The organism is Xanthomonas sp. NCPPB 4037 (assembly GCF_041475695.2).
GTDB classification, from domain to species: Bacteria; Pseudomonadota; Gammaproteobacteria; order Xanthomonadales; family Xanthomonadaceae; genus Xanthomonas; species Xanthomonas campestris.
Genome location: NZ_CM191261.1, coordinates 1,821,514 through 1,841,797 on the forward strand (window position 1 = coordinate 1,821,514; position 20,284 = coordinate 1,841,797).

At 64.5% G+C, this 20,284-nt stretch carries 21 protein-coding genes; 13 read left to right on the plus strand and 8 right to left on the minus strand.

The features are described 5' to 3' along the window. Positions 1-25: 25 nt before the first annotated feature. Genes ACCQ01_RS08145 through ACCQ01_RS08165 form a run of 5 tightly spaced genes read right to left on the minus strand, consistent with a single transcriptional unit; the run spans position 26 to position 3,328 of the window. Positions 26-850, minus strand: coding sequence for a DUF4097 family beta strand repeat-containing protein (locus ACCQ01_RS08145; protein ID WP_228432894.1), 825 nt, complete (start codon positions 848-850; stop codon positions 26-28). Positions 851-859: 9 nt separating this feature from the next. Then, complete coding sequence (locus tag ACCQ01_RS08150) at positions 860-1,846, minus strand: ABC transporter permease (RefSeq protein ID WP_011036684.1); 987 nt, start codon at positions 1,844-1,846, stop codon at positions 860-862. After that, a complete protein-coding gene (locus tag ACCQ01_RS08155) occupies positions 1,843-2,718 on the minus strand; it encodes an ABC transporter ATP-binding protein (RefSeq protein WP_228432893.1) in 876 nt (291 codons plus the stop codon). Before ACCQ01_RS08155 ends, ACCQ01_RS08150 begins: the two co-directional genes overlap by 4 nt. Continuing rightward, on the minus strand, positions 2,715-3,077 hold the full coding sequence (locus ACCQ01_RS08160; RefSeq protein ID WP_011036686.1) for a GntR family transcriptional regulator: 363 nt from the start codon (positions 3,075-3,077) through the stop codon (positions 2,715-2,717). Before ACCQ01_RS08160 ends, ACCQ01_RS08155 begins: the two co-directional genes overlap by 4 nt. 2 nt (positions 3,078-3,079) lie before the next feature. Further along, positions 3,080-3,328: a hypothetical protein gene (locus ACCQ01_RS08165; RefSeq protein WP_012438718.1), complete on the minus strand. Its 249-nt coding sequence runs from the start codon at positions 3,326-3,328 to the stop codon at positions 3,080-3,082. A 134-nt stretch (positions 3,329-3,462) separates the two neighbouring features. Between ACCQ01_RS08165 and ACCQ01_RS08170 the strand changes: the two genes are divergently transcribed. The 11 genes from ACCQ01_RS08170 to ACCQ01_RS08220 all read left to right on the plus strand — a co-directional run bounded on the left by ACCQ01_RS08170 (position 3,463) and on the right by ACCQ01_RS08220 (position 13,329). Further along, positions 3,463-4,020: a glutathione peroxidase gene (locus ACCQ01_RS08170; RefSeq protein WP_228432892.1), complete on the plus strand. Its 558-nt coding sequence runs from the start codon at positions 3,463-3,465 to the stop codon at positions 4,018-4,020. Positions 4,021-4,080: 60 nt separating this feature from the next. Next, positions 4,081-4,242, plus strand: coding sequence for a hypothetical protein (locus ACCQ01_RS08175; protein WP_223648265.1), 162 nt, complete (start codon positions 4,081-4,083; stop codon positions 4,240-4,242). After that, positions 4,172-5,074: an FKBP-type peptidyl-prolyl cis-trans isomerase gene (locus ACCQ01_RS08180; protein ID WP_225041547.1), complete on the plus strand. Its 903-nt coding sequence runs from the start codon at positions 4,172-4,174 to the stop codon at positions 5,072-5,074. Before ACCQ01_RS08175 ends, ACCQ01_RS08180 begins: the two co-directional genes overlap by 71 nt. A gap of 24 nt (positions 5,075-5,098) precedes the next feature. Further along, a complete protein-coding gene (locus ACCQ01_RS08185; protein WP_014507346.1) occupies positions 5,099-6,445 on the plus strand; it encodes a UDP-glucose dehydrogenase family protein in 1,347 nt (448 codons plus the stop codon). Continuing rightward, positions 6,438-6,674 carry a SlyX family protein gene (locus ACCQ01_RS08190; protein WP_011036690.1) on the plus strand — a complete coding sequence of 79 codons (237 nt, stop codon included), beginning with the start codon at positions 6,438-6,440 and terminating at the stop codon, positions 6,672-6,674. The genes ACCQ01_RS08185 and ACCQ01_RS08190 overlap by 8 nt, the downstream gene beginning before the upstream one ends. A gap of 18 nt (positions 6,675-6,692) precedes the next feature. Continuing rightward, the gene (locus ACCQ01_RS08195; protein ID WP_323370324.1) at positions 6,693-7,370 is read left to right on the plus strand and encodes a DUF2058 domain-containing protein; all 678 of its coding nucleotides are present in this window, start codon (positions 6,693-6,695) and stop codon (positions 7,368-7,370) included. A 254-nt stretch (positions 7,371-7,624) separates the two neighbouring features. After that, positions 7,625-8,467, plus strand: coding sequence for a transporter (locus ACCQ01_RS08200; protein WP_228432890.1), 843 nt, complete (start codon positions 7,625-7,627; stop codon positions 8,465-8,467). A gap of 243 nt (positions 8,468-8,710) precedes the next feature. Further along, positions 8,711-9,820 carry a LacI family DNA-binding transcriptional regulator gene (locus ACCQ01_RS08205; protein WP_228432889.1) on the plus strand — a complete coding sequence of 370 codons (1,110 nt, stop codon included), beginning with the start codon at positions 8,711-8,713 and terminating at the stop codon, positions 9,818-9,820. A 13-nt stretch (positions 9,821-9,833) separates the two neighbouring features. Then, on the plus strand, positions 9,834-11,144 hold the full coding sequence (gene fucP, locus ACCQ01_RS08210; protein WP_014507349.1) for an L-fucose:H+ symporter permease: 1,311 nt from the start codon (positions 9,834-9,836) through the stop codon (positions 11,142-11,144). Then, the gene (locus ACCQ01_RS08215; protein WP_228432888.1) at positions 11,141-12,127 is read left to right on the plus strand and encodes a carbohydrate kinase family protein; all 987 of its coding nucleotides are present in this window, start codon (positions 11,141-11,143) and stop codon (positions 12,125-12,127) included. The genes fucP and ACCQ01_RS08215 overlap by 4 nt, the downstream gene beginning before the upstream one ends. Continuing rightward, positions 12,124-13,329 (plus strand): AGE family epimerase/isomerase, encoded by a 1,206-nt coding sequence (locus tag ACCQ01_RS08220; protein WP_228432887.1) that lies wholly within the window; start codon positions 12,124-12,126, stop codon positions 13,327-13,329. The genes ACCQ01_RS08215 and ACCQ01_RS08220 overlap by 4 nt, the downstream gene beginning before the upstream one ends. A 413-nt stretch (positions 13,330-13,742) precedes the next feature. Here the strand turns inward: ACCQ01_RS08220 and metH are convergent, their stop codons facing one another. From metH to ACCQ01_RS08235, 3 genes are all read right to left on the minus strand, one after another. Continuing rightward, positions 13,743-16,499: a methionine synthase gene (gene metH, locus ACCQ01_RS08225; protein WP_228432886.1), complete on the minus strand. Its 2,757-nt coding sequence runs from the start codon at positions 16,497-16,499 to the stop codon at positions 13,743-13,745. Between the two features lie 82 nt (positions 16,500-16,581). Then, on the minus strand, positions 16,582-17,721 hold the full coding sequence (locus ACCQ01_RS08230) for a homocysteine S-methyltransferase family protein (protein ID WP_075285812.1): 1,140 nt from the start codon (positions 17,719-17,721) through the stop codon (positions 16,582-16,584). Continuing rightward, a complete protein-coding gene (locus ACCQ01_RS08235) occupies positions 17,718-18,713 on the minus strand; it encodes an ArsR/SmtB family transcription factor (protein ID WP_014507354.1) in 996 nt (331 codons plus the stop codon). Before ACCQ01_RS08235 ends, ACCQ01_RS08230 begins: the two co-directional genes overlap by 4 nt. A gap of 123 nt (positions 18,714-18,836) precedes the next feature. Between ACCQ01_RS08235 and ACCQ01_RS08240 the strand changes: the two genes are divergently transcribed. Further along, positions 18,837-19,985, plus strand: coding sequence for an acyl-CoA dehydrogenase family protein (locus ACCQ01_RS08240; RefSeq protein WP_042598792.1), 1,149 nt, complete (start codon positions 18,837-18,839; stop codon positions 19,983-19,985). Positions 19,986-20,055: 70 nt separating this feature from the next. Beyond that, complete coding sequence (locus ACCQ01_RS08245; RefSeq protein ID WP_233125238.1) at positions 20,056-20,121, plus strand: hypothetical protein; 66 nt, start codon at positions 20,056-20,058, stop codon at positions 20,119-20,121. The last annotated feature ends 163 nt before the right edge of the window (positions 20,122-20,284 follow it).

The following is a 20,284-nucleotide window of genomic DNA, read 5'->3' on the forward strand; positions in this document are numbered from 1 at the left end:
GCAGTCTCCCCATGTTGGACGTTGATCAGTTGTCGGCCGGCACACGCGTGGTGCCGGAGATATCGCTGGCGCTGATATCGCCACTGCCCTTGTGCGCCAACGTCAGATCCCCTCGCACCTTGCGCACATCCGCGGCCCCGGAGGCGATCGATTCGATGTTGACGCTGCCTTGTACATCGCGGACTTCGAGATCGCCCGAGCCAATGCTGCCGACCTGCACGTTGCCGGCGACGCCATGCAGCTTCACGTCCCCCGAGCCGATCTTGCCGACCTCGGCTGCGCCACGGATCTGGCGCGCCTTGATATCGCCAGAGCCCACGGCCAGCACCTGCAAGGCGCCCGCGTCCTCCAGTTCGATATCGCCCGAACCCACCTTGGCGGTCACGCGGCCCTTGGTGCGGCGCACGGTCATGTCGCCGGAGCCAACGTCGGCGCTGACGGCTGCGGCGCCGCTGATCTCGGCATCGCCGGAACCGATATCGAACTGCACCAGCAGCGTATTCGGCACGCTGCCGCGCAGGTCCAGATAGGCGTAGCTCTCGCCAATGGAAATGCGCAGCGGGCGGTCGTCTTCCAGCGTGACCACCAGTTTGCTGCCCACCCGTTTCTGGGTGACGGTGAGGTTGCGCAGCAACTCTGGCCGGGCAGCGCAGGCACGCCCGCTCACGCGACCGCTGGTGCCCGGGATCGCCTCCAGGCGCAGGTCATTGGAAGCGATTTCGAACAACACCGTCTTGATCCCGGACAGCTGCAACTCCAGGCTGCGCGGATCGGAAAACTTGCACTGCTCTTCGGCCACGGCAGCGCCGGGCAGACCAAGCAGCAGGAGCAGACTCAGTGGCAGGCGCATGGCGCGACCTCAGGCTTCGGAGCGCCGGCGGCGCAGGTAGATGGAGGCAGCGATCAGGGCAACGCCGATGGCCGCACCGATCCAGATGTCCGGGTTGCCGTAGACGCGTGCGCTGTCAGTGTGTTGCAGCACCCATTGCACCAGGTCGCTGGGATTCTGCATCGCACTGCTGTCCAGGGTGCCGCTGACCGCGCGCGGCGACCAGGTGCCGGGCAGGGCGCTCAGCAGGCCGCGGTAGCCGACGATGTACCAGACCCAGCCGATCGGCAGCGACACACCGGGCATGGCCGAGAGAATGCTCAGCATCACGCAGGCCAGCAGCGGGAACAGCACCGCCCACAGGAACGGCTTGGAAGTGGCCCAGGCCGAGCAGAACATCAGCCAGCCCACGGTCGGCAGCGACCACAACAGGCTCATCGGCACGGTCATCAACAGCCGTCCAACCAGGGCGAACGGATGCGAATGCGTGGCCATGGCCCACGGGCTGGGGACGCCGGCGATCAACGCGCCACCGATGGCGATCAACCACAGGGCAAGGCCGACCACCAGGCCGATCGCAATCGCGATCAGCGGCGCCAGCAACAACGCCCATGCGGCCTTGGACAGCACTGTCTGCGTGTCCGACACCGGCAAGGATTTCCAGAACAGCACGCTGCGATCGCGGCGGTCGTCGTAGAGGCTGCCCAGCGCATAGAAGAACACCACGAAGGCCAGTACGACCGAGGCGATGCCGATGCCGCCCAGCAGCAGGCCGTCGCCCACCTGGCCCAGGGTGCGGGTGTATTCGGCCAGGTCGTCCATCCTCATGCTGTCGCCGGACATGTTGCCGCGCGCGCTGACTGCGCCGATCACCGCGCCCAGCAGCGCGAAGAACACCGCGATGCCGCCGGTGATCACCTGCGACCAGACGAAACCGCCACGGTGCTCCCAGTACTCGCGTTTGAGCAGCCAGGTGAACGTGCGTGCGGGAGATGCTTGGTGGGTCATTGCATTCATGCGTAGGTCCCCTTCATGACAGCAACAAACAGATCGGCCAGGCCGGGATTGCGGGTTTCACCGAAGCGGGCCAGTTGCTCCTTGGGCGCACCGTCGAACAGCATCACGGTCTTGCCGAACGGCAGGCTGCGCTCGTCGATGGGGCCCAGTGCGCGCGCGCTTTCCAGGTGCTCGGCGTTGACCAGCACTTCGGTGTAACGCTCGGCGACGTGTTCCATATCGGCCGTGAGCACGATGCGGCCGTCGCGGATGAACATCACATCGGTGAGGATGTGCTCGATCTCTTCCACCTGGTGGGTGGTGACGATGATGGTTTTCTGCTCGTCGAAGTAGTCTTCCAGCAGGCGCTGGTAGAACTGCTTGCGGTACAGGATGTCCAGGCCCAGCGTGGGTTCGTCCAACACCAGGATGCGCGCGTCGATGGCCATCACCAGGGCCAGGTGCAGCTGCACGATCATGCCCTTGGAGAGTTCGCGCACCCGCGATTTGCGATTGAGCTGGGTGTTGGCCAGAAAACGCTCGCACTTGGCACGGTCAAAGCGCGGGTGGACGCCGGCGACGAAGTCGATGGCCTCGCCGACACGCAGCCAGCGCGGCAGCACCGCTACATCGGCAATGAAGCAGACCTCGTTCATCAGCGCATTGCGTTGCGTGCGCGGGTCCATGCCCAGCACCTGCAGCTCGCCGTCGAAATCGGTCAGGCCCAGCACGGCCTTCAGCGCGGTGGTCTTGCCGGCGCCGTTGGGGCCGATCAGCCCGATGATGCGGCCGGCGGCGATGGTGAAGCTGGTGTTGTCCAGCGCAAGTCGGTGCTTGTAGGCCTTGCGCAGGCCACGAGCGTCGACCACGTGGTCGGTGGAGACGGCGGTCATGGTGTTTTCCCCTGTGGCAGCAGATCGTCGATGGTCAGTCCCAGGCGCTGGATGCGTTCCAGCACCGCAGGCCATTCTTCATTGAGGAAGCGCTCGCGTTCGCTTCCGCGCAATTTCTGTGCGGCTTCCGGGGTCATGAACATGCCCAGGCCTCGGCGCTTCTCCACCAGGTTTTCGTCGGCCAGTTCCTGATAGGCGCGCGAAACGGTGATGGGGTTCAATTGATAGTCGGCCGCCACTTGCCGTACCGAGGGCAGGGCGTCGCCAGGCTTGAGGATTCCATCGAGCATCATGGCAATCACACGTTCCTTGAGTTGGCGATAGATGGGAGCGCCGTCGCTCCACTGGATGTCAGTCATGATCAGCTCCGTGGGCGCAGGACTTGCGCGAAGGAGAAATAGGGCATCGACAGCGAGGCGCGCAGGTGCCGGCTGGGCCGGGTGCGTGTCTCGGGGGGAGTTGTCGCGTTTTCCGTAACCGCCTCCGACGCGCCATAATCGGCGCCGGTATCCGTGACCTGACTGGAAGCGGCTCCCAGGCAACCAATGGCGAACAGGGTGCTGCCGAACAGCAGCAGCGGAACTGGTCGCGTAAAGCGTGTGCTGTTCATGCTTTCCCCTGCGTTGGATGACTGGTGTTGTATTCAACTATAACACCGACACGCAGGCAGTCAACTGCCTGTCATACCCAACTGATGGCACTCCGCCGCTGGCGCGCGTGTCCTCACCACCTAGGGCACCGCTCATGTCGCTCAATCGTCTGTTGGTCCTTGTATTTGCTGGACTTTTTTCCACTGCTGCGGTGGCGGCCGGCACCTCGGTGCTGGATCTGGACTACCGCCCGCTGGCCGGCAAGGCCCCAATCAACCTGAACCGTAGTTACGGCGGCAAGGTGGTGATGGTGGTCAACACCGCCAGCAAGTGCGGCTTCACCCCGCAGTACGAAGGCCTGGAGACGCTCAATCAGCGCTTCGGCAGCCGCGGGTTCACGGTGCTCGGCTTCCCGTCCAATGATTTCCAGGGACAGGAACCCGGATCTGAGAAACAGATCCAGGAATTCTGCACGCTGACCTATGGCGTCAAGTTCCCGATGTTTGAGAAGGTGCATGTGCTGGGCGCGCAGGCGACCCCGCTGTATCAGCGACTGACGCGCGAGACCGGCGTGGCGCCGGGTTGGAACTTCCACAAGTATTTGATCGGTCGCAATGGACAGGTGGTGGCGCAGTTCCCGAGCAAGGTCAAGCCGGACGATCCGCAGGTGCTGGCGGCGATCGAGCGCGAGCTCAAGGCGCCGGCACGCTGAGCGCGGCGCGCGCAACGTCGCGTGCACATGCGACAATGCGTATTCAGCGCCGGCGTCGGCGTGATCTTTTCACTTTCGGGAAGTGCATCGAATGAAGATGGGAAAGCGCGGCGCGGCGGCGTCGCTACTGATGGTGGCAATGTCGGCAACGATGCCTGCGATGTCGCAACAACCGGCCGCAGCGGCCACCAAGGAGAAGCCGGCTTTGAATGCATCGTCTGAAAAGAGCAACGTGAGTTACGCCATCGGTATGGACGTGGCACGTTCGTTCGAGCCGATCGCGCAGGACATCGATGTGAGCGCCATGCAGCGCGCCATCGAGAACGCCTTCAAGGGCGGCAAGCCGCTGTTGTCCGACGAGCAGACCCAGGCCACCGACACCGCACTGCGCACCGCGCTGGCGGCACGCAACGGCCAGCAGATGCCGGGCATGGCACCGGGTAGCGCCCCGGCGGCACCGTCCAAGGAAAATGTCGGCCTGATGCTCGGTGATCGCGCGGTTGGCCCGTCGCTGGCAGGCATCAAGGACGAGATCGATCTGTCGATCCTGATGGAAGCCGTACGCACCGTATTCGCCAAGGGCACCACGCGGTTGACCCAGCAGGAAGCGGCCGCAACGATGCAGGCGTTCGCCACTGCCAAGCAGGGCGCAGCCGGTGCCAAGAATCGCGAAGAAGGCAATGCGTTCCTGGCCAAGAACAAGACCGAAAAGGGCGTGATCACCACGGCCTCGGGTCTGCAGTACATGGTGCTGCGCCAGGGCAGCGGCGAGCGCCCGATGCCCACCAACACGGTGCGCGTCAACTACGAAGGCAAGCTGCTCGACGGGAAGGTCTTCGACAGCTCCTACCAGCGCGGCCAGCCGGCCGAGTTCGGTCTGAATCAAGTGATTGCTGGATGGACCGAGGGTGTCGCCTTGATGCCGGTCGGTTCGAAATATCGTTTCTGGATTCCATCCAACTTGGCCTATGGCCCGAACGGCACGCAAGGGGGGCCGATCGGACCGGACGCAACGTTGACGTTCGATGTCGAACTGATGGGTATCCTTCCCTGATCCCCCACAGGAGTACCCCCACCCATGCGAGTTGCGATCTTTGGTACCGGCTATGTTGGTCTTGTCACCGGTACCTGTCTGGCGGAAGTAGGTCATCACGTTATCTGCGTGGATATCGACCAGGCGAAAGTTGATGGTCTCAATCGTGGGGTGATTCCCATCTATGAACCCGGCCTGGAGCCGATGGTGAAAGCCAACCACGCCTCTGGCCGGTTGCGCTTCACCACCGACGCGGCCGAGGCGATTGCGCACGGCGAAATCACCTTCATCGCCGTGGGCACGCCGCCGGACGAGGACGGCAGCGCCGACCTGCAGTACGTGCTGGCGGTTGCGCGCACCGTGGGCCGTCATATCGACGGGCCGTCGGTGATCGTCAACAAGTCCACGGTGCCGGTCGGTACCGCCGACAAGGTGCGCGCGGCCATCCAGGAAGAACTGGATGCACGCGGCGTGGACCATGAGTTCGACGTGGTTTCCAACCCCGAGTTCCTCAAGGAAGGCGACGCGGTGGCTGACTGCATGCGCCCGGACCGGATCGTGATCGGTGCCAAGAAGCCGGCAGCGATTGCACGCATGCGCCGCCTGTATGCCCCGTTCAACCGCAACCGCGATCGCATCGTGGAAATGGACGTGCGTTCGGCCGAGCTGACCAAGTACGCGGCCAACGCGATGCTGGCGACCAAGATCAGTTTCATGAACGAGATCGCCAACATTGCCGAACGCGTCGGTGCGGACGTCGAGCATGTGCGTAACGGCATTGGTTCGGATCCGCGCATTGGCTGGCACTTCATCTACCCCGGTGCCGGCTACGGCGGCTCGTGCTTCCCGAAGGATGTGCAGGCGCTCGCCAAGACCGCGCAGCAGTACGGCATGCAGCCGACCCTGCTCAACGCGGTGGAAAGCGTCAACAACGCGCAGAAGGGGCATCTGTTCGAACTGGTGCAGCGTCACTATGCCGATGGCAACGGCAGCATCGCCGGCAAGACCTTTGCGGTGTGGGGCCTGGCGTTCAAGCCCAATACCGATGACATGCGTGCAGCCTCCAGCCGTCGCCTGATGGCGCAGTTGTGGGAAGCCGGTGCCAAGGTGCGCGCGTATGACCCCGAAGCCACGCACGAAGCCAAGCGCATCTTCGGCGAGCGCGACGACCTGACGTTCTGCGACGACGCCTTCGCCGCACTGGAGGGCGCCGACGCGCTGGTCGTGGTCACCGAGTGGAAGCAGTTCCGCAGCCCGGATTTCGGCAAGATCAAGCAGGCTCTGAAGGACGACGTCGTGTTCGACGGCCGCAACCTGTACGACCCGCAGGAGATCGAAGCCGCAGGTCTGGCGTACTACGCCATCGGACGAGGCCGTTCGCTGCATGCATGAGCAACTCTCGCCGCGCGACCAGGAACTGGAAGCGCGGTTGGTGGAACTGGAAACGCGCCTTTCCTTTCAGGAGCAGGCGCTGACCGAACTGAGTGAAGCGCTTGCGGACGCCCGTTTGACGGGCGCCCGCAATGCTGAATTGATCCGCCACCTGCTCGAGGATCTGGGCAAGGTGCGCTCCACGTTGTTTGCGGATGCGGCGGACGAACCGCCACCGCCGCACTATTGATTGCAGATTGCCACCGCCATGAGCGATACCCTACGTGACCAGTTGCTTGGGTTGGGCTTCAAGCCCGCCCCCAAGCCCGAACGCAAACCCGACGCACGGCCTGCCGCGCGTCCGCATGGCAAGGGTGGCAAGCCTGCGCCCGGCAAGCCGGGACAGGGCAGGGGACCGCAGCGGCCGCATGCCGCCGCGGCACCCGACGGCAAGCCCGCGCCCTCTGCCAGGCCGCATCCGAACGCAGACCGTCGTGGGCCCCGGCCTGCGCGCACGCGCGAGGATATCGACCTGGCCAAGGCCTACGCGATCCGCGCGCAACGCGAGAAGGACGAGCGCATCGAAGCCGAGCGCGTGAAGCAGGAAGAAGCACGCCTGCGGCGCGAAGCCAAGGCCAAGCTGGAAGAACTGCTCAAGGACAAGAGCCTCAATCACGCGGAAGCGGACATCGCCCGTCACTTTCCGTATGGCGGCAAGATCAAGCGCATCTACGTCACCGCCGATCAGCTCAAGGTACTCAATGCCGGCGAGTTGGGCGTGCTGCAACTCAACGGCCGCTATCTGCTGGTGACAGCGCAGGTGCTGGCCGAAGCCGAAGCCGTGTTTGCACCATCGGTGGCGTTGAAGGTGGACCCCAATGCACCGGCCGGTGACGACCCGTACGCCGACCCGAGATACCAGGTGCCGGACGACCTGGTCTGGTGAGTCGGGGCTTGTTTTTCCGGCACATTGAAGGCAACAAATCAGGCACCTGAGCGGTGCCTTTTTGTTGGCCCATCGCTGTCTTTGTTGGCTCGTAGGCCTAACGAATGCCTGGCTTCCAGCGCTTCGGTTCTGTTGCGCCGCGATACACAGGCCAATCACGGCCAGCACCCCACCATCGCAGCGCTCGCGGATGGCGGCTTCGCGGATGATGACGCGACTGATGCGCCGCCGCTTCTTCATTGGAAGGTCTTGCCATGTCCACACTGTCACGTTTTCGCTCTGCCTCTTCCTCTTCCTCTGCGGCTGAAGCAACGTATTGCGCGCAGTCACGTCACCGATCATTTGCACGCCGTCTCGGTACATCCGCCGCAGTGCTGCTCGCACTGACTCTGCTCAGCCAGCGCGCTTTCGCGCAGGCCGACGATGCGCCGGCGTTCGATCGCCCGGGGATCCCGTTCGCGGCCGAGACGCTGCGCCCCGGCGCGTTTGCCTGGGAGCAGGGGCTTCCCGATGCCAGCACCGACCGCAGCGGCGGACAGCGCACCACGCTGTACACGGCCGATACCGTGCTGCGCCTGGGCCTGTTTGAGAACGTCGAGCTGCAGCTGGACAGTGACAGTTACAACTGGCAGCACGCCGGTGGTGAGCGCGTGCGGGGTGGTGGGGACAGTCACGTTGCACTCAAGGTGGCGCTGCCGTCGCGCGTGGAGAGCTTTCATTGGGCCGTGCTCGGCAGCTACAGCGTGCCGACCGGCAGTGCGGCCTTCAGCGATGGCTATTCGCGCGAACTGGGTGTCACCGCCTCGTGGGACCTACCGCAGGAGCGCGCATTGGCGTTGTACGTCAACTACGCGCGCGATAGCGATGGCCACCAATGGACCTTCGCACCGAACTACACCTTCTTTTCCGGCGAGCACTTCAGCAGCTATGTGGAAGCCGGCATCGACTCGGGGGGTGACCATGCACGGGTCGCGGGCGCGGGCGGTGCCTGGCAGCTGCCGCACGCGATGCAGTTGGATGTCTCGGTGTTGCGTGGGCTGACCTCCGAGAGCCCGGACTGGCAGGGCGGGCTAGGGCTGTCGATCGCCTTCCAGTAACGGTGAGCTGCGGATACGCCGGGGCCAGCACACAGGCGCTGGATTTGGAGCCAGGGCGCTTGATCTGGTCGTCGCGGTGCAGGGACATTCGTCAGTACCAGTGGACTGACCGACGCACGCTCCAGCCCGTTCCCACAGAAATGCTGCACTGCCGCATGCATTGAATGCAGGGAAAAGGCCTAATTGGATCGATCCAATCAGCGTCGAGTGCATGCCTCTTCCTTACCACTCCAGGTCTGCTGCGTGACAGGCGCCACGCCGGCGCCTCCGTCGCCTGAGGACGACGCAGCGGGCCGTACCCGCCGTGGCGCGGTGACCTTGCGCGATATCGCCAACGCCATCGGCGTCTCGCGCGCGACCGTGTCGCTGGTGCTACGCGGCAGCCCGCTGGTGCATGCGAGCACGCGCGCGCGGGTCGAGGCCGAGCTGGATCGCCAACATTATGTCTATAACCGTGCCGCCGCCAATCTGCGCCGCCGCACGTCATCCAGCATCGCGCTGGTGATCAATGATCTGTCCAATCCGTTCTTCGCCGAATTCGCCGCTGGCGTGGACGAGGCGCTGGGCGCAGCCGGGTACGTGACCTTGCTCGGTAGCACCGGCGAATCCACGCAACGCCAGCAGGCGGTGCTGAGCTCACTGATGGAGCACACGCCCGCCGGCATCATCCTCTCGCCGGCCGAAGGCAGCCAGGCGCAGGCACTGACCCAGGCGTTGGGACGGCAGCGCAACGTGCTGCTATTCAATCGCGAGGTCGCCGATGCCGAGTGGGATCTGCTGGCGCTGGACAACGAGCAGGGCGCCTTCGAGGCCTGCTCGCATCTCATCGCGCAAGGCCATCGGCACATCGTCTTTTTCGGTGGACATGCCGCATCCAGTTCCTGCCGGCAACGGCGCGCCGGTTACGCGCGCGCAATGGCGGCCGCCGGTCTGGCAGTGCAGTGGGTGGAGTCGGCACCCAACCGCCAGGATGCCGCAGTCTGTGCGACCCAGATGCTTGCGCACCCCGACCGCACTGCCAGTGCCGCGGTTTGCTACAACGACAGCGTTGCACTCGGATTGATGGCCGCGTTGGCCATGCGCGGCATTGTGCCCGGCCGCGACTTTGCAGTGACCGGCTTTGACGATATCGCCGAAGCCGGCTTGTTCACCCCCGCACTCACCACCTTGGCGGCCGACCCACGCGCGCGTGGCCAGCAGGCTGCACGGCTGATGCTGCAGCGCATTGAACACCCCGACCATGCGCCGCAGCGGCTTACCGCCGCGGTGGCATTGAAGATTCGCGCGAGCAGCGCATGTGCACCGTCCCCCGCAGTGTCCACCCATCCTCCCACCAAGGCCCCAGGCCGCTGACCAGGCAACTCCTATGGTTTCCCTTTCCACGCAATCCACTGTGCCAAGCGGCAACAAGGCGCCCGTCAACAACGGCGTCGCATTGTCGGTGGCCACCACGATCTTTTTCATGTGGGGCTTTCTTACCTGCCTCAACGACATCCTGATCCCGCATCTGAAAGCGGTGTTCGAGCTCAACTTCGCGCAGGCGATGCTGGTGCAGTTCACCTTCTTCGGCGCGTATTTCCTGATGTCGCTGCCGGCCGGCTGGCTGGTGGCGCGGTTGGGCTACAAGCAGGGCATCGTGGCCGGCCTGGCGGTGGCGGCGGTCGGCGCGCTGGGCTTCTGGCCGGCGGCGGAACTGCGCGTGTATGGCGCCTTCCTCGGTGCATTGTTCGTGCTGGCCACCGGCATCACCATCCTGCAGGTGGCGGCCAATCCGTACGTGGCGCTGCTCGGTCCCGAGCGCAGCGCATCGAGCCGGCTCACCCTGGCACAGGCGCTCAATTCGCTTGGTACCGCGATCGCGCCGCTGTTCGGTGGCTGGCTGATCCTGTCCAACACCGTGATGACGGGCGACCAGCTCAAGGTGCTGCCGGAAGCCGAGCAGTTGGCCTATCGCGTGCAGGAAGCGCAGGCAGTGCAGGGGCCGTATATCGGCCTGGCGGTGGTGTTGTTCCTGCTGGCGATCTTCGTGTTCCTGTTCCGCCTGCCGGCGCTCACCGATGCGAGTGCGCAGAAGGACGAAAGCGCGCATTCGCTGCTGGATGCATTGCGCCACCCGCATGTGCGGTTCGGCGTGCTGGCGATCTTCTTCTACGTAGGGGCGGAAGTCGCGATCGGCAGCCTGATGGTCAACTACTTCTCGCTGCCGCAGATCGGCGGCTTCACCGAGCGTCAGGCGACCAACTACGTCTCCGCGTACTGGACGCTGGCGATGATCGGGCGCTTCATCGGCTCGGCGCTGCTGGCCAAGTTGTCGCCGCGCGTGTTGTTGTCGGTATTCGCAGGTATCAATGCGCTGCTGCTGGGCCTGACCATGGCCAGTGGCGGCATGCTGGCGGTGTATGCGCTGGTGGCGATCGGCCTGTTCAACTCGATCATGTTCCCGACCATTTTCACCTTGGGCATCGAGCGTCTTGGCCCGCTGACCGGGCGTGCGTCGAGCCTGCTGATCATGGCCATTGTGGGTGGCGCGATCGTGCCGTACCTGCAGGGCCTGCTGGCAGACCGCATCGGCTTGCATGAGTCGTTCGTGTTGCCGCTGCTGTGCTACCTATACATCGTGTTTTACGGCATCTGGGGCTCGCGTCTGCGCGGCGCACTGGCGGAGGCGCGCGCATGAGTGCTGCCAAGAACCAGGTGGTGTGTTTCGGCGAAGCGCTGATCGACATGCTGGCGCTGCCGCCGGCCGGCCCGGACGAGGCTCGCACCTTCGCCCAGTATGCGGGTGGCGCTCCGGCCAACGTCGCTGTTGCGGTGGCGCGGCTGGGCGGCGCGGCGCACTTTGTAGGCATGCTCGGGCGCGACATGTTTGGCGATTTCCTGCTGGAGAGCCTGCAGCAGGCCGGCGTCGTGACCGATGGCATCGTGCGGACCGATGAGGCCAAGACGGCGCTGGCATTCGTCGCGCTGGATGCGGCCGGCGAACGCAGTTTCAGTTTCTATCGCCCGCCTGCGGCGGACCTGTTGTTCCGTGCCGAACATTTCGCCGCCGATGGCTTTGCGCAGGCAGCCGTGTTGCACGTGTGCTCCAACAGCATGACCGAGCCGGCCATCGCGCAGTGCACGCTCGACGGCATGCGCCGCGCGCGTGCCGATGGCGCCATCGTCAGCCTGGATCTCAATCTGCGCCCGATGCTGTGGCCGCAGGAGGTCGACCCGGCACCGCTGTTGTGGGAAGCGCTCGCGCTTGCCGATGTGGTGAAACTGTCGCGCGAAGAGCTCGACTATCTTGCCGGCACGCTCGACAGCGATGCCAGCGCGGTGACGCAGAAGCTGTGGCAAGGCCATGCCCGTTGGTTGCTGGTCACCGATGGCGGCGGGCCGGTGCATTGGCAGACGCGTGTGGATTCCGGGCAGGTGCCCGCGTTCCAGGCGCAGGTGCGCGACAGCACGGCGGCCGGCGATGCCTTCGTGGGCGGCCTGTTGTTCCAGCTGGCGGCGCGCGCGAGCACGCTTGAGCAGCTGTGTGCCGACCCGGCGGCCATTGCCGAGGTGATTCGCTTCGCCGCCGCGGTTGGTGCGCTGGCGGTGACACGCAAGGGCGCATTTGCCGCGATGCCCAGCGTTGACGAGGTCCATTCTTTGATCCAGGAACAATCATGAGCCCATTGCCCGCGACCCCCGCACCGGATTTCCGTTCGGCCGATGTCCTGCGCCAGCACATCGCCGACACCATGGCCTTCTACCACCCGCGCGCGATCGACCCGGCCGGCGGCTTTTTCCAGTATTTCCGCGACGACGGCTCCATCTACGAGGCCGGGCACCGGCATCTGGTGAGCAGCACGCGCTTTGTCTTCAACTATGCGATGGCCTACCGCGAATTCGGCAATGCCGACTATCTGGACGCGGTGCGGCATGGCCTGGCCTATTTGCGTAACGTGCACCGTAATGCCGCCACCGGCGGTTATGCGTGGACGCTGCGCGATGGCGTGGTGGAAGACGACATGAACCACTGCTACGGCGTCGCGTTCGTGTTGCTGGCGTATTCGTGCGGCTTGAAGGCCGGCGTGGACGAAGCACGCGCGTGGATGCACGAGACCTGGCAGCTACTGGAGAAACATTTCTGGGAGCCGGGTTTTGGTTTGTACCGTGACGAAGCCGATGCGCAGTTCAACTTCACCACGTATCGCGGCCAGAACGCCAACATGCACATGTGCGAGGCGATGATCGCCGCCTACGAAGCCAGCGGTGAGCAACGCTATCTCGACCGCGCGCTGCTGCTCGCCGACAACATGACCCGGCGCCAGGCCGCCAAGGCCGATGGCCTGGTGTGGGAGCACTACGATCTGCAGTGGAATATCGATTGGGACTACAACCGCGAAAATCCCAAGCACCTGTTCCGCCCGTGGGGATTCCAGCCCGGGCACCAGACCGAATGGGCCAAGTTGCTGATGTTGCTCGATCGCTATGCGCCGGCCGACTGGTTGCTGCCGACTGCGCAGCACCTGTTCGATGTGGCGGTGGAGCGGTCGTGGGACGCCCAGCGTGGCGGGCTGTATTACGGCTTCGACCCCGACGGCAAGGTCTGCGACGACGACAAGTATTTCTGGGTGCAGGCCGAGTCGCTGGCTGCCGCTGCGTTGCTGGCGCAGCGCAGCGGTGAGGCGCGCTACTGGCAGTGGTACGACAAGCTCTGGGAGTACTCCTGGACGCACATGATCGATCACCGTTACGGCGCGTGGTACCGCATCCTGGATGCGGACAACCGCAAGTACAGCGACGAGAAGAGCCCGGCCGGCAAGACCGATTACCACACCATGGGTGCGTGCTACGAAGTGTTGAACGTGCTGCGGCCGGCTGCGTGATGCGACACGGTCGGCGAAGTGTGCCCACCTTCAATGACTCCAAGACGCCGAGATATCGACTCGTAGCGGCGTTTAGACGCAGTCAGACGTTGAGGTCAGAAGCCTAGTCGGTCGAGGGCGCGATGTCCTCACCGCTCGCGGGACACGCCGTGAACCCATCCCTGGGGGCTCGGTGGCGGCATCCATGCCGCCACACGGTCCCGCAAGCGGCGAGGACACCACGCCAGAGAGTTTTCTGGTTGCTTTGTTGAAAACCACGCACACCGCCCATCGCGACTGGTCCTTGTCTGTCCACTGTCGCGGGACCTTACGCGGCATGGATGCCGCGTAAGCGCTTACAAGGACGTACTTGCAGCGTGTCCCGTGATGGGGGCGGGCAGGGGCCCTGCAGCCAGGCGGCAGATCAGCTGCCCTTACTCCGGGTCGTAATCCAGATTCGATGCCAACCAGCGTTCGGCCAGCGCCAGCGTGATGCCCTTGCGCTTGGCGTAGTCGGCAACCTGTTCCTTGCCCAGGCGCCCCACCACGAAATACTGGCTCTTGGGGTGGCTGAAGTAGTAGCCCGACACGGCCGCGGTGGGCAGCATGGCGAAGCTTTCGGTCAGCGACATCGCCGCGTTGCGCTCGGCATGCAACAGATTGAACAAGGTGCGTTTTTCGCTGTGCTCCGGGCAGGCCGGATAACCGGGCGCCGGGCGGATACCTTGATAGCGCTCTGCAATCAACGCCTCGTTGTCCAGCGTCTCATCGGCGATATAGCCCCAGAATTCGGTGCGCACGCGCTGATGCAGGCGTTCGGCCAAGGCCTCGGCCAGGCGATCGGCCAACGCCTTGAGCAGAATGGAGTTGTAGTCGTCGTGGGCCGCTTCAAAACGCGCCACATGCGGGTCGATGCCGATCCCGGCGGTGACTGCGAACGCGCCAATCCAGTCCTGCTTGCCGCTGCTCCTGGGCGCGACGAAGTCGGCCAGACAGAAGTCCGGGCGGTCGACGGGTTTGTCGACTTGTTGGCGCAAAAAGTGCAATAAATGCCGAGATTCGGGATTGGGAATTCGGGATTGGCTGGGCTGTTGCGACTCCCCAATCCCGACTGCCGAATCCCTGTGGTCCGTCAGGACCACTTCAACATCATCGCCCACACTGTTCGCCGGCCACAGGCCGAAGACGGCTTTGGCGGTCAGCCATTTCTCTTCGACGATGCGCTTGAGCATGCGCCGGGCGTCGCGATACAGCTCGCTGGCCTGGGGGCCGACGATCTCGTCGCTGAGGATGGCCGGGAACTTGCCGGCCAGTTCCCAGGCCTGGAAGAACGGGGTCCAGTCGATCAGCTCGATCAGCTCGTCCAGCGGGTAGTCGTCGAACACGTGCAGGCCGGGCTGGCGCGGCGCGGGGGGCGTGTAGCTGTCCCAGCCGCCATCGAACTTTTGCGCGCGTGCCTTTTCAAGCGATACCAGCCGCTTGGCATCGCCACGGTTGCGATGGCGCGCGCGGATCTCTGCGTAATCGGCATCGTTGGCGGCGACGAAGGCCTGGCGCAGATCGCGCGAGATCAACGATTGCGCCACACCCACCGCGCGCGAGGCATCCTTCACCCACACGGTCGGCGCGGTGTAATGCGGGTCGATCTTCAGCGCCGTGTGCGCACGCGAGGTGGTGGCGCCGCCGATCAAGAGCGGAATCTCGAAGCCCTGCCGCTGCATCTCGCGCGCTACGTGCGACATCTCTTCCAGCGAGGGCGTGATCAGGCCCGATAGCCCGATCAGGTCTGCGTTTTCTTCGCGCGCACGATCCAGGATGACCTGCGCGCTGACCATCACGCCCAGGTCGACCACATCGAAGTTGTTGCACGCCAGTACCACGCCGACGATGTTCTTGCCGATGTCGTGCACGTCACCCTTGACCGTGGCCATGATGATCTTGCCGTTGGACTTGCCGACATCGCCGGTACGCAGTTTTTCCGCCTCGATGAAGGGCAGCAGATAGGCCACGGCCTTTTTCATCACGCGTGCGGATTTGACTACCTGCGGGAGGAACATCTTGCCGGCGCCGAACAGATCGCCGACCACGTTCATGCCGTCCATCAGCGGCCCTTCGATCACGTCCAACGGGCGCGTGGAGAGTTGCCGGGCTTCTTCGGTGTCGGTTTCCACAAACGCATCGATGCCGTGCACCAGCGCATGCGCCAGGCGTGCACGCACGGGTTTTTCGCGCCAGGCCAGATCTTCGGTCCTGGCGGCGCCCTTGGTGCCCTTGTAGCGCTCGGCGATTTCCAGCAGCCGCTCGGTGCCGTCCTTGCGGCGGTTGAGGATCACATCCTCCACGCGCTCACGCAGTTCCGGGTCGAGCTCATCGTAAATCGGCATACCGCCGGCGTTGACGATGCCCATGTCCATGCCGGCCTTGATTGCATGGAACAGGAACACCGAGTGGATCGCCTGACGCACGCTTTCATTGCCGCGGAACGAGAACGACACATTGGAGACGCCGCCGGAGATATGGCAATGCGGCAGGGTGCGTTTGATCTCGCGCGTGGCCTCGATGAAGTCCACCGCGTAGTTGTCGTGCTCCTCGATGCCGGTAGCCACCGCAAAGATGTTCGGGTCGAAGATGATGTCTTCCGGCGGGAAGCCCACTTTTTCAGTCAGCACTTTGTAGGCGCGTGTGCAGATCTCCACCTTGCGCGCGCAGGTGTCGGCCTGGCCCACTTCATCGAAGGCCATCACCACCGCGGCGGCACCGTAGCGCAGCACCTTGCGCGCCTGTTCGATGAACACCGCTTCGCCTTCCTTGAGCGAGATCGAGTTGACGATGCTCTTGCCCTGCAGGCACTTCAGGCCCGCTTCAATCACGGTCCATTTGGACGAATCCACCATCACCGGGATGCGCGCGATATCCGGCTCGGACATGATCAGGTTGAGAAAGCGCGTCATTGCCTTCTCGGAATCGATCAGGCCCTCGTCCATGTTGACGTCGAGAATCTGCGCGCCGTTGGCAACCTGTTGGCGCGCCACCTCCACCGCTTCCTCGTAGCGCTCTTCCTTGATCAGCTTGCGGAACTGCGCGCTGCCGGTGACGTTGGTGCGCTCGCCCACGTTGACGAACAGCAGGTCCGGGGTGATGACCAGCGGTTCCAGGCCGGACAGACGGGTGTAGCGGGGCTGTGCGTTCATGCGGGCATCTGCAAGGTGACGGGTCGGCCAGAGCACGCGTGCGTGTCAGGCCGGCAACGAAGACGGCGCGCGCAGGCCTGCGTCATGCGGCTTGCTCCAGCGCGTTGGGCAGCTGGCGCGGCGGCAGGTCGGCCACGGCCTCGGCAATCGCGCGGATATGGTCCGGCGTGGTGCCGCAGCAACCGCCTACCAGGTTGAGCAGGCCGGATTTGGCGAACTCGCGCAGCGTTTCGGCCATTTCTTCCGGCGTCTCGTCGTATTCACCGAACGCATTGGGCAGCCCAGCATTGGGATGCGCGCTGACGTAGGCATCGGCGATTTGCGAGAGCGTCTCCACGTGCGGGCGCAATTCCTTGGCGCCCAGCGCACAGTTCAGGCCCACCGACAACGGCTTGCCGTGTGCAACCGAGGCGTAGAACGCTTCGGCGGTCTGCCCGGACAGCGTGCGCCCGGAGGCATCGGTGATGGTGCCGGAGATCATCACCGGCAGGCGGCCGCCACGCGCTTCGAACACTTCTTCGATCGCATACAGCGCAGCCTTGGCGTTGAGGGTGTCGAAGATGGTTTCCACCATCAAGGTATCGGCGCCGCCATCGATCAGGCCGTCGATGGCTTCGCGATAGGTTTCGCGCAGCGCATCGAAGCTGGTATTGCGGTAACCGGGGTCGTTGACGTCCGGGCTGATCGAGGCGGTGCGGCTGGTGGGGCCGAGCACGCCGATCACAAACCGCGGCTTGTGCGGCGTCAGCGCTTCGACGGCATCGCAACAGGCGCGTGCGACCTGGGCACCGGCCTTGTTCAACTCGTACACCAGATGTTCGAGGTGATAGTCGGCCTGACTGACCGAGGTGGCGTTGAAGGTATTGGTTTCCAGCAGATCCGCACCGGCATCCAGGTAGGCGCGATGAATGCCGGCGATGATCTCCGGGCTGGACAGCAGCAGCAGATCGTTGTTGCCCTTCAGGTCATGCCCTTGCGGCGCGTGATCGCAGCCGGCGCCGTGCACGTGCCCTTGCGCGCTGTCGTACCCTTCGGAAAACCGCGTGCCGCGGTAATCGGATTCCTGCAGATCGTGGCGCTGGATCATGGTGCCCATTGCGCCATCGATGATGAGGATGCGCTCGCGTAGCGCCGCGGTGAGCTTAGCCGCGCGTTCCGGGTGCAGCCATGGCAGCGAAAACGGGATGGAGGATTCGGCACTGGGGATTGGCAGGTGTGTCATGCGCTGGCTCTCCGCGACGTGTTGCTCTTGCCTTCAACCAATCCCGACTCTCGATTCCCAATTCCCGGCTTCATCGCAATCAACGAGATCACTTCGAAATGCGGTGGACGCTTTTCGCGCGTCACCGACTCCAGGCTGGACACGTCCAGGCCGGCTTTCTCGACGAACTTGCGCAATTCCTTGGCTGCAAAGCCCAGGTTGACGTGGCCGTAGGCCTGCACCGCTGCGCGGTGCTCGTGCTTGGCCAGGCTGCACAGCAACAGCCGGCCGCCGGGGCGCAGTACGCGCGCCGACTCGGCCACCGCCTGCGCAGGCTTGGCCGCATAGGTGAGGGCATGCATCAGCACCACCAGGTCGAAGCTGGCATCGGGGAAGGGCAGTGCATGCATGTCGCCTTCGCGCACTTCCACATTGCGCAGCTTGCGCAGGCGCTCGCTGGCCGCAGCGACCACGCGTGCGCTGGTGTCGATGCAGATGTAGCGGGTGGCGTGTGGCGCCACCAGCTCGGCGAGTACGCCATCGCCGGAGGCGATATCGAGCACGTCGCCGGTTTCCAATAGCGGCAGCGCGGTGCGTGCCAGCGCTTCCCAGGTGCGCCCTGGCGAGTAGTGGCGCTCCATGTCGCCGGCCACCGAATCGGCCCAGTTCTGGTCGGCGGCGCGGTTGGCGAGCACGGCAGCCACGCGCTCGGCGTCCTGGCGCAGCAGCGGGTCGTCGCTGCCGGTGCTCAGCGCCAGCCACAGCGCACGCTGGGCCGGGTCCAGTGACACTTCGTCGAAGCGGTAATACGCCGACACGCCGGCGCGGCGGTCGCGCACCAGGCCGGCCTCCTTGAGCTTGGCCAGATGGGTGGACACGCGCGGCTGGGCGAGGCGGGTGATGGCCGACAGCTCGGCCACGGTGAGTTCTTCCTGTTCCAGCAAGGCCAGCAGGCGTACCCGGGTGGCGTCGGCAAACACTTTCAGGCGGGCCGACCAGTCTTCCAGATCCATGAATATCTCTATATCGCGATATGGAGATATTTTCGGCCGGGCGGGGTGTGGGGTCAACTACATACGCATGCGAATGGTTGTGGCTACAATGGCCGCTCAGCCAATACCCGGGAGGGGTCGAACGTGGATTTCAGCTTTACCGAAGAACAACTGATGATCCAGGACGTGGCCCGCCGGATCGCGCAGGAAAAGATCGCCCCCAGCGCCGAGCAGTTCGACCGCAGCGGCGAGTTTCCGCTGGAGAACATCCAGCTGCTGGGCGAGAACGGCCTGATGGGCATCGAGGTGCCGGCCGAGTACGGCGGCGCCGGCATGGACCCGATCAGCTATGCGCTGGCGATGATCGAGATCGCCGCCGCCGATGGCGCGCATTCCACCATCATGTCGGTCAACAACTCGCTGTTCTGCACCGGCATCCTGAAGAACGGCACCGAGGCGCAGAAGCAGCTGTACGTGCGCGCAATCGCCGAAGGCACGCACATCGGCGCGTTCGCACTGACCGAGCCGCAATCTGGCTCGGATGCCTCGGCCATGCGTTGCCGTGCGATCAAGCAGGGCGATGGCAGCTTCGTCATCAACGGCAAGAAGAGCTGGATCACCTCCGGCCCGGTGGCCAAGTACATCGTGTTGTTCGCGGTGACCGAGCCGGACAAGGGCTCGCGCGGCATCACCGCCTTCATGGTCGATACCGCGCGCGCCGGCTTCCATCGCGGCAAGACCGAGCCCAAGCTCGGCATCCGCGCCTCGGCCACCTGCGAGATTGAGTTCGCCGATTACGTGGCGCAGCCGGACGAGGTGTTGGGCGCGGAAGGCGAGGGCTTCAAGACCGCGATGAGCGTGCTTGACGCAGGCCGGATCGGGATCGCCTCGCAGGCAGTGGGCATTGCGCGTGCGGCCTATGAGGCCACGCTGTCCTATGTGAAGGAGCGCAAGGCGTTTGGCGCGGCGATCGGCACCTTCCAGATGACCCAGGCCAAGATCGCCGACATGAAGTGCAAGCTCGACGCAGCCTTGCTGCTCACTTTGCGCGCGGCCTGGCTCAAGGGGCAGGGGCAGAAGTTCGGCACCGAAGCAGCGGTGGCCAAGCTCACCGCCTCCGAAGCGGCGATGTGGATCACCCATCAGGCCGTGCAGATCCACGGCGGCATGGGCTATTCCAAGGAAATGCCGCTGGAGCGCTACTTCCGCGATGCCAAGATCACCGAAATCTACGAAGGCACCTCGGAGATTCAACGCCTGGTGATCGCGCGCGGCGAAACCGGGCTGCGCTGAGTTCGGCTGCCCAGCGCTGCCGCGGGTGCGGTAACGCCGGAACGCTCTCCGCGATGCCAAGATCACCGAAATCTACGAAGGCACCTCGGAGATTCAACGCCTGGTGATCGCGCGCGGCGAAACCGGCCTGCGCTGAGGTCGGCCGCGTTTCGTCACGCGCCACCGGTCGAGGCCTATCCACATCAGTCGCGTAATAGTTTGCTGAAATCGTGGTGTATCAGATGGCGATCCACCGCCTCGTAGGAGCGCGCGCGCGATGAAGCGTTACCGAGAATGCCGCATCGCGCGCAAGCGCGCTC